This is a genomic window from Candidatus Accumulibacter similis (assembly GCA_013347225.1).
GTDB lineage: Bacteria > Pseudomonadota > Gammaproteobacteria > Burkholderiales > Rhodocyclaceae > Accumulibacter > Accumulibacter similis.
Map to the genome: position 1 here is coordinate 1365061 of CP054595.1, position 15094 is coordinate 1380154.

15 protein-coding genes are annotated in these 15094 nt (G+C 66.7%); 8 read left to right on the forward strand and 7 right to left on the reverse strand.

The window, feature by feature from the left end:
- Window positions 1–55 precede the first annotated feature (55 nt).
- The 8 genes from HT579_06320 (at window position 56) to HT579_06355 (ending at window position 8530) form a co-directional block, all read left to right on the forward strand.
- The gene (locus tag HT579_06320; GenBank protein ID QKS28573.1) at window positions 56–1258 is read left to right on the forward strand and encodes an ammonium transporter; all 1203 of its coding nucleotides are present in this window, start codon (window positions 56–58) and stop codon (window positions 1256–1258) included.
- Between the two features lie 221 nt (window positions 1259–1479).
- A complete protein-coding gene (locus HT579_06325; protein QKS28574.1) occupies window positions 1480–1632 on the forward strand; it encodes a hypothetical protein in 153 nt (50 codons plus the stop codon).
- Window positions 1633–1695: 63 nt separating this feature from the next.
- On the forward strand, window positions 1696–2274 hold the full coding sequence (locus HT579_06330; GenBank protein QKS28575.1) for a response regulator transcription factor: 579 nt from the start codon (window positions 1696–1698) through the stop codon (window positions 2272–2274).
- Between the two features lie 920 nt (window positions 2275–3194).
- Entirely contained in the window at window positions 3195–4328 is a 1134-nt protein-coding gene (locus tag HT579_06335) for an AI-2E family transporter (GenBank protein QKS28576.1), read from the forward strand.
- Entirely contained in the window at window positions 4303–5898 is a 1596-nt protein-coding gene (locus tag HT579_06340) for an efflux transporter outer membrane subunit (protein QKS31530.1), read from the forward strand. The genes HT579_06335 and HT579_06340 overlap by 26 nt, the downstream gene beginning before the upstream one ends.
- Window positions 5895–7031 (forward strand): HlyD family secretion protein, encoded by a 1137-nt coding sequence (locus HT579_06345; GenBank protein ID QKS28577.1) that lies wholly within the window; start codon window positions 5895–5897, stop codon window positions 7029–7031. The genes HT579_06340 and HT579_06345 overlap by 4 nt, the downstream gene beginning before the upstream one ends.
- A 10-nt stretch (window positions 7032–7041) precedes the next feature.
- The gene (locus HT579_06350) at window positions 7042–8070 is read left to right on the forward strand and encodes a DUF2955 domain-containing protein (protein ID QKS31531.1); all 1029 of its coding nucleotides are present in this window, start codon (window positions 7042–7044) and stop codon (window positions 8068–8070) included.
- Between the two features lie 13 nt (window positions 8071–8083).
- On the forward strand, window positions 8084–8530 hold the full coding sequence (locus HT579_06355) for a two pore domain potassium channel family protein (protein ID QKS31532.1): 447 nt from the start codon (window positions 8084–8086) through the stop codon (window positions 8528–8530).
- 213 nt (window positions 8531–8743) lie between these two features.
- Here the strand turns inward: HT579_06355 and zapD are convergent, their stop codons facing one another.
- The 7 genes from zapD to HT579_06390 all read right to left on the reverse strand — a co-directional run bounded on the left by zapD (window position 8744) and on the right by HT579_06390 (window position 15045).
- Window positions 8744–9511 (reverse strand): cell division protein ZapD, encoded by a 768-nt coding sequence (zapD, locus tag HT579_06360; GenBank protein ID QKS28578.1) that lies wholly within the window; start codon window positions 9509–9511, stop codon window positions 8744–8746.
- A gap of 60 nt (window positions 9512–9571) precedes the next feature.
- Complete coding sequence (locus tag HT579_06365; GenBank protein ID QKS28579.1) at window positions 9572–10195, reverse strand: dephospho-CoA kinase; 624 nt, start codon at window positions 10193–10195, stop codon at window positions 9572–9574.
- On the reverse strand, window positions 10192–10890 hold the full coding sequence (locus tag HT579_06370) for an SPOR domain-containing protein (protein ID QKS28580.1): 699 nt from the start codon (window positions 10888–10890) through the stop codon (window positions 10192–10194). Before HT579_06370 ends, HT579_06365 begins: the two co-directional genes overlap by 4 nt.
- The gene (locus HT579_06375; GenBank protein ID QKS28581.1) at window positions 10890–12251 is read right to left on the reverse strand and encodes a TrpB-like pyridoxal phosphate-dependent enzyme; all 1362 of its coding nucleotides are present in this window, start codon (window positions 12249–12251) and stop codon (window positions 10890–10892) included. The genes HT579_06370 and HT579_06375 overlap by 1 nt, the downstream gene beginning before the upstream one ends.
- 58 nt (window positions 12252–12309) lie before the next feature.
- Window positions 12310–12729, reverse strand: a complete 420-nt coding sequence (speD, locus tag HT579_06380) for an adenosylmethionine decarboxylase (protein ID QKS28582.1) — start codon at window positions 12727–12729, stop codon at window positions 12310–12312.
- A gap of 107 nt (window positions 12730–12836) precedes the next feature.
- On the reverse strand, window positions 12837–13325 hold the full coding sequence (gene bamE, locus HT579_06385) for an outer membrane protein assembly factor BamE (GenBank protein QKS31533.1): 489 nt from the start codon (window positions 13323–13325) through the stop codon (window positions 12837–12839).
- A gap of 208 nt (window positions 13326–13533) precedes the next feature.
- Window positions 13534–15045, reverse strand: a complete 1512-nt coding sequence (locus HT579_06390; protein QKS28583.1) for a YifB family Mg chelatase-like AAA ATPase — start codon at window positions 15043–15045, stop codon at window positions 13534–13536.
- Between the last annotated feature and the right edge of the window lie 49 nt (window positions 15046–15094).

Genomic DNA, 15094 nt, shown 5'->3' on the forward strand with positions numbered 1-15094 from the left:
ACGACCCTGGAACGGGACTTGCTTGATGGCTCCATCCCGATACTCTGGAGGAGCCATGGAAGCACTCAAGTCTGGTAGCGACGTTCTCTTCATTCTGCTCGGCGGCATCATGGTGCTGGCGATGCATTCCGGCTTTGCCTTCCTCGAACTGGGGACGGTACGCAAGAAGAGCCAGGTCAATGCGCTGGTGAAGATCCTGACCGATTTCTCGGTGTCCACCATCGCCTATTTCTTTGTCGGCTACAGCATCGCCTACGGCGTGAACTTCTTTGCCGGCGCCGACACGCTGCTCGAGAAGAACGGCTTCGAACTGACCAAGTTCTTCTTCCTGCTGACCTTCGCGGCGGCGATTCCGGCCATCATCTCGGGCGGCATCGCCGAACGGGCCCGTTTCTATCCGCAACTGGCAGCGACCTTCCTGATCGTCGCACTGATCTATCCGCTGTTCGAAGGCATTGCCTGGAATCAGGCCTTCGGCATCCAGGCGTGGCTCAAGGCCACCTACGGCGAGGAGTTCCACGATTTCGCCGGCTCTGTCGTGGTGCACGCGATGGGTGGCTGGATCGCGCTGCCGGCGGTCCTGCTGCTCGGTGCGCGTTACGGCCGCTATACGAAGGAGGGCAGGGTGTCGGCACATCCGCCGTCATCGATTCCCTTCCTGGCTCTCGGCGCGTGGATTCTGACCGTCGGCTGGTTCGGCTTCAACGTCATGAGCGCGCAGACGATCGACAAGATCTCGGGCCTGGTGGCGATGAACTCGCTGATGGCGATGGTCGGCGGCACGCTGGTGGCGATGGTGGCCGGCAGGAACGACCCGGGTTTCGTGCATAACGGCCCCCTCGCCGGTCTGGTTGCCGTTTGCGCTGGCTCCGACCTGATGCACCCGATGGGCGCTCTGGTCGTCGGCGGTGTGGCCGGCGGCCTGTTCGTCCTGATGTTCACGCTGACCCAGAATCGCTGGAAGATCGACGACGTTCTCGGCGTCTGGCCGCTGCATGGCCTGTGCGGCGCCTGGGGTGGCCTCGCCGCCGGCATCTTCGGAAGCAAGGCACTTGGTGGCGTCGGCGGCGTCGCCTTCATGCCGCAGCTCCTGATGACCGCGCTGGCGATCAGCATCGCGCTGGTCGGCGGCACCGTGGTTTACGGGTTGCTGAAGAGCACCGTCGGGCTGCGCCTCGATCGCGAGCAGGAGTACAACGGCGCCGATCTCTCGATTCACAGGATCACGGCGACGCCGGAGCGCGAGACGAACTGGTAGGACCTTCGAGGGGAGCCCGGGCTGGCGAAGATGGTCGGCAGCCTCGGGCATTGCCGGATTGCTGGCATCGGACGCGACGCCCAGCGCCCCACCGACTTGTTTCGGCAGCAACGTCCGCATCGAGCAGAGTCCCAGGCACGAAATCGCCAACAAGGCCGAGTCCGGCGCCATCGACGGCATCACACTGACCGTGCCGCTCGACGAAGCACCGTCCCGACCAAATGAGCACGACGCTGGGTGTCCGCGTCGACGTTCGGTCCAAACTTGCGTGGGCCGACGCCAAGCAGGCGCCGGAAGGCGGACGTCTCGAGGCGCTCGCCGCCATTGCGCCAACCGATTCCCGACGCCAGCAGATCCACTTTGCCGATCCGTAGCCCTCTTTTCCGGCGGCGATCTTCTCGGCGGCCGACGTTACCAACGTCGGATGGCCGGAGGACTTGCAGGGCAAGACACAATATCGGTCGTGGGTGTGGTTCCGCCCGGGACTGGCGGCGTCTCTGCCGGAGCAGCCTGGCTGGGCGGTGCCCGGTGAGGCGGCAAACGGCGTGGAGGCCATTGGGTGCGTCGCGGCGCTGAGGCCCGACGTCGTTGTCCTCGGCGTGGAGGTGGCCGAAATCCGTGGCATCGAAGCAGCCCGGCGGATCCGCGCGATCTCGCCCGGGACGACGATCGTGGCGTTGTCGATGTACGCGAGGGTGCAATTCCAGCAGCGGAGGCACCGGGCAGGCGCATCCCTGCGCCCGCAAGAGCCAGCCGATCGACGAGCTGGTCGCTGCCCTCAGGGCGGTGATCGCCGGCAGGGTCAGCTCGCCGGATTCGCAACCAGCGGCCGACAGCACGGCCTTGGCGTCCGCCTTTGGGCGCATTCCGCAGGCCGCTTCCGCTTTCCTCGCGGTTCGCGAACCGGCGCCACCAGCGTCGGTCCGAACGCGGCTCGGGATCCCGTTGCGGCGCCTGCCGGGACGCGCCCGACCACTCGCGCATGTCGGGCTTTGCCAGACTCGCGTGCGCGGTGAGTGCGGAGGCAGTCGATCGCGGTGCCGAAAGGTCCCGGGCGCCTTCCCCCTGAGACCAGTTGCTGAAACTCGCACGCTGCATGCGCCCAACATGCCGCAAGCACTGACGCTACCACGGGCGGTCATTCGACCTGCACAGGATTCCCCATGCGGAAAAAGCCCCTTGCCGCTTGCCTGCTCGCCCTTTTCATCCGTCCTCCGGCCTTGGCTGCCAGCGAGGCCGGTGCGGCAGACCGGGCCAAGAGACCATCCGGGCATCCCGTTCGCGACCACGGCCTGCGGCGATCTCCTCGGCATCTTCGCGGCAGCCGACCCGAAGCTGAACAAGGACAGGCAGATGCTCGGGGGTGCACAGGACGGGGCGTTCGCTTGCGTTGCCCGGACGCATGGTTCCCTGAAACAAACACAGCGAGAGCACCAACAACACCAGCAGCGATTCGCGGCAGCAGAGCGCATGAGCCTTCGACCGGGGAAGCAGTCGGTCCACTGGCCGCACCAGGCGACTGACCCGGTCGCTGGCGTGGCGGTCGCGAGTCGATTTCATCCCGTCACCAGCAAAGGACAACCCAAGTTGAAAGCGCCTTCAGTCTGGCGATCGTTGTCGCGGCCATCACCATCCGGTCTGCCTCCGCCCCGGCCAGGATCCCGTCCGCAGTCGCCGACCTGGTCGGCGCGAAGAGTGCGGGCCGCGAGCCGCAACTCGACCGGCGTGGCCACGAATGGCCCCAGAGCGCTCACACTGCCCGATACTGGTGTAGAGTTGGCCAGGAGACCGGTAGCAGTCTGCTCGTCGCCGAACGTGGCTTGACGGCCGTCACTGGCGAAGCTGTCGCCAAGTAGTCTGATTGAGTGGCGCTGCGATATGTTGCCGCCGCAACAGAAGCCTGCCGATGCCTTTCCCACACTGAAGGAGATGCCCGATGAATTCCCCCCGCGAACCCGATCACGAACTGGAAGACCGCGTCGCGCGCCGCCTGCTTGATGTCTTCATCCGCGTCGGCCTTGTCTTTGGACTGGTATGGCTGTGCTTCCACTTCTTCTCGCCGTTCCTGACGATGATGCTGTGGGCGTTGATCCTCGCGGTCACCCTCTATCCGTTGCACCAGATGCTCGCGAAGCGGATTGGCGGCAGGCAGGGGGGCGCGGCCACGCTGATCGTCGTCCTCGGCCTCGGCCTGATCGTCGTGCCGACCGTGATCCTGGGCAGTTCGTTCGGCGATTCCGTGCATGGGTTGATCAATGGGGTGAAGGACAACACGCTCACCATCCCCGCACCGCCCGCAAGGGTCGCGGACGTGCCGATCGTCGGCAAGAAGGCCCATGCAGCCTGGTCGCAAGCGCACACTGACCTGCCCACACTGGTCAAGAACATGCAGCCGAAGATCGGCGAACTGGCGGGCAAGGCGCTGGGGATCGTCGCCAGCCTCGGCGGCGGCCTGCTCATGTTCATGTTTTCGTTCATTGTTGCCGGCATCATGATGGCCTTCGGCGAATCGGGAAGCCACGCCATGCGGGCGATCTTCGAACGCTTCGCCGGCGTCGCCCGCGGCGCCGAGTTCCTTCAGCTCGCGACCTCGACTGTGCGCGCCGTCGCCTCGGGCGTGATCGGCATCGCCTGCATCCAGGCGCTGCTGATCGGCATCTCGCTGATCATCGCGGACGTTCCGTTCGCGGGCGCGCTGGCGCTGGTCGTCCTCCTGCTCGGCGTCGCGCAGGTGCCTGCCGCCATTGTCACGCTGCCGGTGATCGGCTGGATCTGGGCGAGCGGCAGCTACGAAACGACCCCGGCCATCGCCTACACCATCCTGATCTTGGTTGCCGGCTCGGCCGACAACGTCCTCAAGCCGCTGATGCTCGGCCGTGGCGTCGATGCGCCGATGCCGGTGATCCTGCTCGGCGCGCTCGGCGGGATGGCGACCGACGGCATCCTCGGCATGTTCGTCGGCGCCGCCGCGCTTGCGCTTGGCTACCAGATCTTCATGCGCTGGGTCGGTGACAATCCAGAGCTTGCGCGGCTACCGGCCGCGGATGGCCCGGGTTCCCTGGCGCGCTGATTCGGTGCGGAAACGCCTTGCCGGCGTGTCAGGCCGCCCGCTTTCCGTCCTCGCCGCGGCGCTGCTGCTCGCCGGCTGCGCCGCAGTCGGGCCGGATTTCAAGCGGCCCGAAACGTCTTGGCTCGCCGCTTGGTCGGGCGGCTCGTTGACGGCGCTGGCCGCGGAACAACGCGGCAGGCCGCGCGCCCAGACCGAGGATTGGTGGCGCAACTTCGACGACCCCATACTCGACGCGCTGGTCGCCGAGGCGCAGCGCGTCAACCCGAACGTGCGCACGGCCGGCATGCGCATCATGGAAGCGCGTGCGCAACTGGCGATCGCCGGCAGCCTGCTCTACCCGCAGCAGCAGCAGGTGACCGGCAAGGCCGTGCGCATGGGAACCGAGGCGAGCAGCGGGCCGGACACCGCGTTGACGGCGTACAACATCGGCTTCGGCGTCGGCTGGGAGATCGATTTCTGGGGCAAGTTTCGGCGCAGCATCGAGGCCGCGGATGCCGCCTACTTCGCCAGCATCGCCCAGTACGACGACGTGCAGGTGCTGATTGCGGCGCAGACGGCGTCATTCTATGTGGCCATCCGCACGCTGGAACTGCGGCTGACGATTGCCCGCGACAACGCCGCGCTGCAGAAGCGCAGCCTGGAGATCACCGAGCGCCTGTTCAAGCATGGCAACGACTCGGAACTCGACGTGCAGCAGGCGAAATCGCAGTACCTGAGCACGCTCGCCGCGATCCCGCAGATCGAGGGCAGCCTGCGCCAGACGCAGAACGCCCTTTCCGTGCTGCTTGCCCGCCCGCCAGGTCCGCTGCCGGAAATGGCGGCGGGCCGGGAACGCATTCCGCGGACCGAACTGGCGATCGTCGCCGACATGCCGGCCGAGATGCTGCGTCGCCGCCCCGACGTTCGTGCCGCCGAGATGCAACTGGCGGCGCAATCGGCGCTGATCGGCGTCAGCGTCGCCGACCTCTACCCATCGATCACGCTGCTCGGTTCGCTCGGTGTCTCGACGACGTCGCTGTCCGGTGCATCCAGGAAGGTCGACTGGGCGATCGGCCCCAGCCTGGTGTGGAACGTCTTCGACTTCGGCCGCCTGAGCAACGAGGTGCTGGTCCAGGATGCCCGCTTCCAGCAACTCTACGAGCAGTATCAGGGGACGGTACTGCAGGCGGCGCGCGAGGTCGATGACGCGGCCGTCGGTTTCGTCGCCAACCGCGAACAGGTACCGCTGCTCGAAGAGTCGGTCAAGGCGGCGCAGCGCTCGCTCGACATCGCCACCATCCAGTACCGCGAAGGGATGGCCGGCTTCGAGCGCGTGCTCGATTCGCAACGGGCACTGTTCAACCAGCAGGAACGGCTGGTGGACAACCTCGGCAACGTCGCCCAGAGCCTGGTCACGCTGTACAAGGCGATGGGCGGCGGCTGGCAGCAGGCGCGCAGCCGGCCACTGGTGGACGACGCGACGCGCGAGACGATGGCCGAGCGCAGCGACTGGCGGGACCTGCTGGCGGTGCCGCTGCCGTCGCCCGATGCTGCTCCGCCACCGATGACACCAGAGAGGGAACAACGATGACCGAGGAATCGCCCAGCCAGAACCCGTCGACCGCGAACGGCGGCGAAGCGCCGCAGCCGGGCAAGGCGACGCGGATCGGCGCGACGGCGGTTCTGGCGCTGATCGTCGCCAGCCTGCTCTGGTATTTCGCCGCCGACCGGCTGACGCCGCACACCACGCAGGCGCGGGTGCAGGCCTTCGTCGTGCCGGTCGCGGCCGAAGTGGCGGGCAAGGTGCTGGCGGTGCACGTGCGCAACAATGACGCGGTGCAACCCGGGCAGCCGCTGTTCGACATCGATCCGACCCAGTACCGGATCGCCTTGCAGCGCAGCCGCTCGGACTACGAGTCGGTGCAGCGCTCGGTCAACGCCTCGGCGGCGACCGTCGAGGCGGCTCGCGCATCGCTGCAGGCGGCGCAGGCCAACCACGTCAAGGCTGACAAGGATGCGACGCGCCAGGAAACGCTCTACGCCGAGGACCCCGGCGCCATATCGGTGCGCCGGCTGGAGGTCGCGCAGGCCACCCGGATCCAGGCGCGCAGCCAGGAAAAGGCCGCCGAGGCCGACCTGCGCAAGGCGCAGGAAGCCGCTGGCGAGAGCGGCGACAACAACGCGCAACTGCGCAGCGCGCGCTCGGCGATCGAGAAGGCCGAACTCGACCTGGCGCGTACGCGGGTGGTTGCCCCCGGCCGTGGTGTCGTCACCGACCTGCGCACCGATGTCGGTCATTTCGCCCAGGCGGGTACGGCGGCGATGACGCTGATCGCCAACCACGACCTTTGGATCAACGCCGACCTGACCGAGAACAACCTCGGCAACATCGACCCTGGTGACGAGGTGGCGATCGTCCTCGACGTGCTGCCCGGCGAGGTGCTCAAGGGCCGCGTGCGCAGTGTCGGCGGCGGCGTCAGTTCCGGGCAGCAGCAGGCACCGCCGGGAACGCTGCCGACGATCCAGAACAGCCGCGACTGGCTGCGCCAGGCGCAACGCTTCCCGGTGGCGATCGAGTTCGACGCTGCCGAAGCGCATCGCCTCGGCAGGCTGCGCCCCGGCGGGCAGGCGGAGGTGATGGTGTTCACCGGCGACAACTTCCTGATGAACGTGCTCGGTGCGGCCTACATCCGGCTGATGAGCCTGTTCTCATACCTCTATTGAGCGACCGATGATCGCCCCGGCGGACAAGGCAGTGCTGCGGCTGACGGTCGGCCTTGGCCTGGCCGTGCTGGTCGCCTACGGCTTCGGGCTGCAAATGCCCCACGTGGTCTGCCTGCTGGCGATGATCGTCCTCTGCAAACCCGGCCCGCCGATTCCGCCGCTCAAGGCGGCGGCCTTTGCCGTGCTGCTCGCCGGCCTGCTGCTGACCGGGGTGCTGATGGTCCCCCTGCTGGAGAACTACGCGCTGGCGGCGGTACTGCTGACCGGCGCGATTCTGTACGCGCTGTTCTTCTTCGGCATCCGCACCGGCAACCCGCTGACCATGCTGCTGGTCGTGGTGTTCACGCTGATCCCGGTCGCCGGCGTCGCCGAGCAGGCGCTGGTGACGATGATCAGCGTGACGATCGCCGCCGGGATCGCCGTTGGTGGCCTGGTCGGAAGCTTGTCGCACGCCTTCTTTCCCGATGCGCCCGGTGCGGCAGCCAGGGCAGCCAGAGCGCTGCCTCCCAGCCGTGAGGCGGCGAGCTGGATCGCGCTGCGCGGCACGTTGGTGGTGATGCCGGTGTTCGTCCTGGCGTTGACCGACCCCTCGTTCTATCTGGCGGCGATCATCAAGACCGCCATCCTCGGGCAGCAGGCGGGTTCGACCGACACCCGCTCGGCCGGCAGGGAACTGGTCGGGTCGACGCTGATGGGGGCGGCGATGGCCCTGGTCGTCTGGTGCGGCCTGTCGCTCTGGCCGAGCCTGTGGATGCTGCTGCTGTGGATGATGGCCGCCGCCCTGTGGGCCGGCGCACGGCTCTTCGGGGTCCGGCGCACGGCTTGCTCGCCGGTGTTCTGGAACGATGCCCTGATGACGATGATGATCCTTCTCGGTCCGGCGATCGAGGACAGCGCCGGCGGCACGGGTGTGCTGGCGGCGTCCGCCGTCCGTGTCGGCCTGTTCGTCGGCGTCGCGCTCTATGCGTGGGCTACGGTCTGGCTGCTCGAACGCTGGCGGGCGTCAAGACGCGAATCACTTTTTTTCCGCAACGGTTGAGAGGGTGACTGACATGATTCTGGTGGATCTGGCGATCGGCCTGGTGGCGATGATGATGTGCCTCATCCTGCAGGTCACGTTCACCTTCTGGAGTGTTCGTCACACCATGGGTACGCGTCGCCGACCGGGCACAGGCAGCGGAATGCTGGAGGGAATCGTTGCGCTGCTGGTTGCGATGCTGATCATGATGCTCGGCAACTTCCTGCAGATCATGCTTTGGGGGGCGTTGTTCTTCGTTCTGGGCGAGTTCCCGGTGTTTTACGAGGCGGTCTACCATTCGGGCGTCAACTTCACTTCGCTGGGCTATGGCGACGTGGTGATGAGCGCCGACCGGAAGCTTCTCGGTCCCCTCGAGGCGCTCAACGGGATCCTGATGCTTGGCCTGAGCAGTGCCGCGCTGGTGGCGATCCTGCAGAACCTGGCCAGGAAGCATGTCGAGGGTCACAACCCGGATGCCTGATCCGCGGGTCCGCCCGTCGGTAGCACTCGAGCATGCCGGTCCGGCGAAGTTCCTGCAGCGCTGCCTGATTGGCGCCAAGCCTCGGTTCGTCGTTCCGGAGTTTCAGACCGGCAGATCGGCCATTCCGGGGGCGCGTCAGGCGACAGCTGCGCGAGCTGTATCGCCACTTCGTGGCGGGCTCCCTGCGATGCCCTGAAACGTCTGGATCGCTGCCTACAGGTTGCAGAACAGCATGTCGAACTCGACGTCGGTGTCGCAGTGGCGTGGTCGATGGTCGCTGTCGGGGCGGGTGAAGCGGATGTTCAGCGCGTATTTGTTGGCGCTGATCTCGGGAATGTAGGGATCGTGCAGCTTGAGCGAGATGCGGACCATCTGCGACGTGCTCTGGGCGTTGCTGCCGCCGAGCATGAGCTGGAAAGCGCCGCCGCTGGCGACATGATGCTCCGAGCGGCCGCTCGCTCGCAGCAGCCGGAGGACGATCGTCAGTGCGTCACGCAGTGGCAGCAGCGGCTGCAACCAGGCGAGCAGCGCGTCGCGGCGAACGTCGGGCGGCTGGTGCCGCCAGTAGTGGTAAGAGGGGAGATCGAACTCGCAGACGCCGCCGGGGATACTGGCACGACTCTTGATGCTCATCAGCCAGTCATTGTCGCGCAGGTGCTGGCCGATCTTTCCCGCCATCCCGAGCAACGCTGCCGAGGCGTTCTCGATCTCGTAGAGCGCGCCGGAGAGCGCATCCTCCGAAATGTCCGGATTGTTGCGAAAAGCCAACAGGCTCTGACGCTGACGTTCGAGTTCCTGAATCAGGTCCATCTTCAGGTCGGCACGCCCGGCCACGTCGAGGATCTCGAACAGTGTGAGGAGGACGACATGGTGCTCCTGCGAGCCGTCCCGCTGCATGAAGCTGCTCAGTTTGTGGAACAAGTCCTCCAGTCGCAGCAGTGTGCGTATGCGCTCATTGAAGGGATATTCGTAGGTGATCACACTGCCGCCGGCATCGGAATGGACGATTTCTGATGATTCTGAAGCATTTGCAGCAAAACCTCAACGGCTGACATGAGCTTTCGCCGCCGCCAGCTCAAGATAGCGGCGGTGCAGGGCTGCGACCTGTGGCATGAGCAACTCGATGGTCCCGTCGTTGCTCACCACATCGTCCGCCGCAGCGCGGCGCTCGTCGCGCGACGCCTGGCTGGCGATGATCGCCCGCACTTCGTCAGGGCCCAGCCCGCTGCGGGCCATCACGCGTGCAATCTGTACCTCCGGGCTGCAGTCGACGACCAGGATGCGGTCGGTCCGCTCACGATAGGTTCCGGATTCGACCAGCAGTGGAACCACCAGAACGACGTAGGGAGCGGTTGTTTCGGCGGCGCAGCACTCTTCGCTTCGCTGTCGGATCAGCGGATGCAGGATGGCCTCGAGCCTTGCCCTGGCGGCAGGGTCGGCGAAGACGAGGCGGCGCATCGCGGCACGGTCCAGCCCGCCGTCCGCGCGCACGACGGCTTTGCCGAAGGCGCTGGCAATCGCCGTCATCGCGCCACCACCGGCCGCCGTCAGCTGGTGCGCGATGACATCCGTATCGACCAGCGCCGCACCCCGACCGGCAAGGAGGTCGGCGACCGTGCTCTTGCCACTGCCGATGCCGCCGGTGAGGCCGACGATGAAGCTCATGGCGAACTCGCCGGGGTGACGGCACAGGCCTTGGCCACGGCCTTGGGCAGCCGTGCGGCGATCGACCGCTGCAGGGCCTCGGCCTGTGCCGCCGGGCCGCGGATCTCGAGCATCACATACGCCGGTTTCCCCCTGCGTTCGCCCATTTTCGCCGACTTGACTCCCTTCGCGCGCAGGGTTTCGAGGCCGGCATTGGCTGCCTCTTCCGTGCGGTAGGTGCCGAGCGAGATGGCCAGCTGATTCGGTCCGCTGGCCTGGACGACGAAGAAATCGTCTACGCCGAGCTGTTGCAGTTCGGCAGTCTTCTTGCCGACTTCCTCCTTGTTGGCCAGCGGTGGAATGTACACCCAGTAGCCACTGTTCTCATTTACCGTGCGGCGGCTCGTCCGGAACTCGGCGAAGCCCTCGTGCAGCATCTGCTCGATACCGTCCGCCTCGCTCGTGGTCAGATCACTCCAGATACGGCAGCTTTCGCTCGCCTTGCGCTCGGCCGGCATGCCGCCGTTTTCCCTGCTCCGGGCCGACTCCGGCGGCTCGCCGCGCGAGACGACGACGATGCGCTCGGGCAGCAGCTGCTGCTCGATGCGGCGCGAATCCGGTTCGGCCGTGCCGCCGAGATAGCCTTGCGCCCAGACGAAAAGCAGCAGGTTGGCGAGAACGAGGACGAAGACGAGCAGACGCATCGGGGTTGGCATCAGAGCTTGGGCAGATGCTCCAGTGAGGCGCGGATCGCCTCCTGCGGGTACGCAAAGTCCTCGAGTTCGCCAGCGAAATAGCGGTCGTAGGCGGCCATGTCGAAATGGCCGTGGCCAGTGAGATTGAAGAAGATCGTCCTGCTCTCGCCAGTCTCGCGGCAGCGCACGGCTTCGTCGATCGCGGCGCGAATGGCATGGTTCGACTCCGGTGCCGGAATCACTCCCTCGGCGCGCGCAAACATCACGCCCGCTTCGAATGTCGCCAGTTGCGCGACCGCAACCGCCTCGATCAGTCCGTCGTGATAGAGCTGCGAGACGAGCGGCGAGTCGCCGTGGTAACGCAGGCCACCGGCATGAATGCCGGGCGGCATGAAGTCGTGGCCGAGCGTGTACATCTTCATCAGCGGAGTGAAGCCCGAAGCGTCGCCGAAATCGTAAGCGTAGGCACCCTTGGTCAGCGTCGGACAGGATGTCGGTTCGACCGCCACCAGTCGCGTCGGGCGCCCTTTGCGCCCGCCGGCGGCATTGTCGGCGATGAAGGGGAAAGCGACGCCGGCGAAGGACGAGCCGCCGCCACAGGGTGCGAAGATCACATCCGGCCAGTCGCCAGCCTTTTCGAACTGCTTCTTCGCTTCCTGGCCGATGATCGTCTGGTGCAGCGCGACGTGATTGAGGACCGAGCCGAGCGCATAACTGGTGTCGGAGCGCGAAGCCGCCTCCTCGACGGCCTCGGAAATCGCGATGCCGAGCGAACCCTGGTTCCGCGGGTCGCGGGCGAGCAGATCGCGACCGGTCTGCGTCATCGCCGAAGGGCTGGCAAAGACCTCGGCGCCCCAGGTCTGCATCATCGAGCGGCGGAAGGGTTTTTGCTCGTAGCTGATCCGGACCATGTACACGCGTACGTCGAGACCGAACATCTGGCCGGCAAAAGCCATCGAGCAGCCCCACTGTCCGGCACCGGTCTCGGTGGTGATGCGCCTGATCCCCGCCTGCTGATTGTAGTAGGCCTGCGGCACGGCGGTGTTCGGCTTGTGCGAGCCGGCGGGGGAGACGCCCTCGTACTTGTAGAAGATCCTGGCTGGCGTCTGCAGCATTTCCTCGAGCCTGCGGGCGCGAATCAGTGGTGATGGACGCCACAGGCGATAGATCTGCCGTACCGGCTCGGGGATCGGAATCCATCGTTCGGCCGACATCTCCTGTTCGAGGATGGCCATGGGGAAGATCATCCCCATCTGCTCCGGCGATACCGGACTGCCATTCGCGGCCAGTGGCGGTGCGGGTGGCGTCGGCATGTCGGCGACGACGTTGTACCAGTGGGTGGGGATCTCGGATTGGTCGAGCGTGATGCGAAGCGATTCCACAAAGCCTCCCTGTTGTGTTTTGTGTCCGGTTTTTCGAGTATACCCCGGGATCCAGCCGCTAATCGCTGCTGGCGTCGGGGTTTGGAGCCGTGGCAGGGGTCGTGCCAGTGGCGATGCCTCGCTCCAGTTCGCGCTGCACCAGCCGACTCGGCGCGAAAGCGGCGATCAGCTGGCGGCAGGCCTGGCGGGCTGCGCTGCTGTTGTCCCGACTGAAGTTGCAGACATACAGGTCGAGCGTCACTGCCGCCGACTCCGGCCAAGTATGCACCGCCAGATGGGACTCGGCAAGGACCACCGCGCCGGTGGCGCCGGCCACTTCGCCGTTGCTGTCGAACTGGTGGAAGACCTCGGCCAGTGGCGTCAGTCCCGGCGGCGAACAGACGGCCAGACAGAGTTCGCGCAGGGCGCCGGCGTCGTCGAGCAACCGCGGTTCGCAGCGGCATCCGTAGAGTTCGGCGGTCAGGTGCAGGCCATGCATCGCAAGTCCCGGGACATCCGGCGGGCGCCGTGTCGACTGGCGCGGCGGCCGTGCCGGGACCGAGCTTGCCGGTCTGTCCGCCGCGCTTCCCGCCAGGTAGGTTGCTGTCAGCCTTTCGGCAGGTAGTTGGTGCTGGTGCGGGTCACCCGACCGTCGGTGCCGAAATGGACGTTGAAATACCCTTCCATGCCGGAGTCCACTTTCGTCTTCCAGTCCCAGATCGTCTCCCGCTTGAGCGGAAAATAGGTCTCGTGAGCCGGACGACCGAGCAGGCGGCGCACCTGGTCGCGGGTCATGCCGACGCTGACCCGGGCGAAGTTCTCCTCGGTCAGTACCTGCTGCACCTCGCGCAGCACGTCGTCCGGACCAATGACCACGAGGTAGTTGACGATTCCTTGTGGCGTGCGCGGATATTCCCAGACGCGTGATCCGTCCGCCTCCCGCCATTCCAGCGTCGGTTGGCCCATCACGGCCGTCACGTCGCTGGCCGTGCTGCTGCCAGGCCGCAGTCTGCCGAGCTGGTCGGCGTCGCAGGCGGCGATGCCGACCAGCAGCACGCCGAGAAGGGTGCCTGCCGACACGATGCTCTTGACCATGTTCAGTGCTCCACATCCTGTCACCGCCAGCGATGGCGTCCAGGCGCGAGTATAGACGATGCGACCGAGGCAAGTCCGCTGCGCGTCGGCGGTGGCAGCGCACCTGACGGTCATTCTGCGCTGGTTGCGGTTGCCGTCGGTACGGGTCGCGGCCGTTCGCGCCAGCACCAGCGCACCGACTCGTCGGCGCTCGCGAAGGAAACACCGCTCAGTCCTTCGTGAAGCGGCGGTACTGCACGGCTTCGGCAACGTGCTGCGCCTCGATCGCGCCACTGCCGGCGAGGTCGGCGATCGTCCGCGCGACCCTGAGCAGGCGATGGAAGGCGCGCGCCGAGAGCCCGAAACGATTGATCGCCTGTTTCAGCAGGGTCGTTGCTGCGGCCTGCGGCTGGCAGTACTGATCGATCTCGCGGGGGCTCAGGCGCGCGTTCGCCTTCCCCTGCCGGCTCATCTGTCGTTCCCGAGCCGCGGCGACGCGCGCGCGAACCACCGCCGACGCCTCGCCATCCGGCGCTTGCTGCAGGACCTCGGCGGGCAGCGCAGGAACCTCGAGCTGCAGGTCGATACGATCGAGCAGCGGCCCCGAGAGCTTGCTGCGGTAGCGCAGAATCTGGTCCGGGGTGCATCGGCAGCGGCCGCGCGAATCGCCGTGGTAACCGCAGGGGCAGGGATTCATCGCCGCGACGAGCTGGAACTCTGCCGGAAACTCGGCCTGACGGGCAGCCCGCGAGATGTGGATGCGTCCGGAATCGAGCGGTTGGCGCAGTGCTTCGAGGACCCGTCGGTCGAACTCCGGGAGTTCGTCGAGGAACAGGACGCCGTGGTGTGCCAGCGAGATCTCACCCGGGCGCGGCACGCTGCCACCGCCAACCAGTGCCGCCGACGAAGCCGTGTGGTGTGGCGCACGGTACGGATGATGGCGAAACGACTGCGGTCGAAACTGCCCGGCGAGCGACAGCACGGCGGCCGATTCGAGCGCTGCCGAAGTCGTCATCGGCGGCAGCAGGCCCGGCAGGCGGCTCGCGAGCATCGACTTCCCGGTTCCCGGCGGGCCGGCGAAGAGGAGCGAATGCCCGCCCGCGGCGGCGATCTCGAGACCGCGTTTGGCCTGCGCCTGGCCACGTACCTCGGCGAGATCCGGGTACGCACCGTCGCCATCGCCATCGCCGTCGGTGCTCGCGGGGGCAGCCTGGTAAGCCGACAACGCTGCCTGCCCGGTCAGGTGTCCACAGACCTCGAGCAGGCTGGCTGCCGCCAGGATCGGCACCTTGCCCGCAAGCGCCGCCTCACGAGCGCTGGTGGCCGGCAGCACGAAGCTGCGGCCGCTTTCTCCGATTGCCAGCACCATCGCCAGGGCGCCACGAATCGGTCGCAGTTCGCCGGAAAGTGACAGTTCGCCGGCGAATTCGTGTTCCGCGAGTGTCCGTGACGGGAGTTGGCCCGATGCGGCCAGGATGCCGAGCGCGATGGGCAGGTCGAATCGGCCCGACTCCTTGGGCAGGTCGGCCGGCGCAAGATTGACGGTGATGCGTTTCCGGGGGAACTCGAAACCCGAGTTCTGCAGTGCGGCACGCACCCGGTCACGTGCCTCCTTGACTTCGGTATCCGGCAGTCCCACCAGTGTCAGGTTTGGCAGGCCGCCGGCCAGATGCACCTCGACGGCAACCTCCGGCGCGGCCAGTCCGTCGAGACCGCGGCTGTGGACGATGGCGAGAGACACTGGGCGGCGTTGCGCTGGCACGAGGGCGGGACTTGCTGCCGCGGCGCAC

What these genes read in the sequence shown, in the direction of transcription:
- HT579_06320 (QKS28573.1), top strand. Translation starts at nt 56, where the DNA reads ATGGAAGCACTCAAGTCTGGTAGCGACGTTCTCTTCATTCTGCTCGGC.
- HT579_06325 (QKS28574.1), top strand. Translation starts at nt 1,480, where the DNA reads ATGAGCACGACGCTGGGTGTCCGCGTCGACGTTCGGTCCAAACTTGCG.
- HT579_06335 (QKS28576.1), top strand. Translation starts at nt 3,195, where the DNA reads ATGAATTCCCCCCGCGAACCCGATCACGAACTGGAAGACCGCGTCGCG.
- HT579_06340 (QKS31530.1), top strand. Translation starts at nt 4,303, where the DNA reads ATGGCCCGGGTTCCCTGGCGCGCTGATTCGGTGCGGAAACGCCTTGCC.
- HT579_06345 (QKS28577.1), top strand. Translation starts at nt 5,895, where the DNA reads ATGACCGAGGAATCGCCCAGCCAGAACCCGTCGACCGCGAACGGCGGC.
- HT579_06355 (QKS31532.1), top strand. Translation starts at nt 8,084, where the DNA reads ATGATTCTGGTGGATCTGGCGATCGGCCTGGTGGCGATGATGATGTGC.
- HT579_06365 (QKS28579.1), bottom strand. Translation starts at nt 10,195, where the DNA reads ATGAGCTTCATCGTCGGCCTCACCGGCGGCATCGGCAGTGGCAAGAGC.
- HT579_06370 (QKS28580.1), bottom strand. Translation starts at nt 10,890, where the DNA reads ATGCCAACCCCGATGCGTCTGCTCGTCTTCGTCCTCGTTCTCGCCAAC.
- speD (QKS28582.1), bottom strand. Translation starts at nt 12,729, where the DNA reads ATGCATGGCCTGCACCTGACCGCCGAACTCTACGGATGCCGCTGCGAA.
- bamE (QKS31533.1), bottom strand. Translation starts at nt 13,325, where the DNA reads ATGGTCAAGAGCATCGTGTCGGCAGGCACCCTTCTCGGCGTGCTGCTG.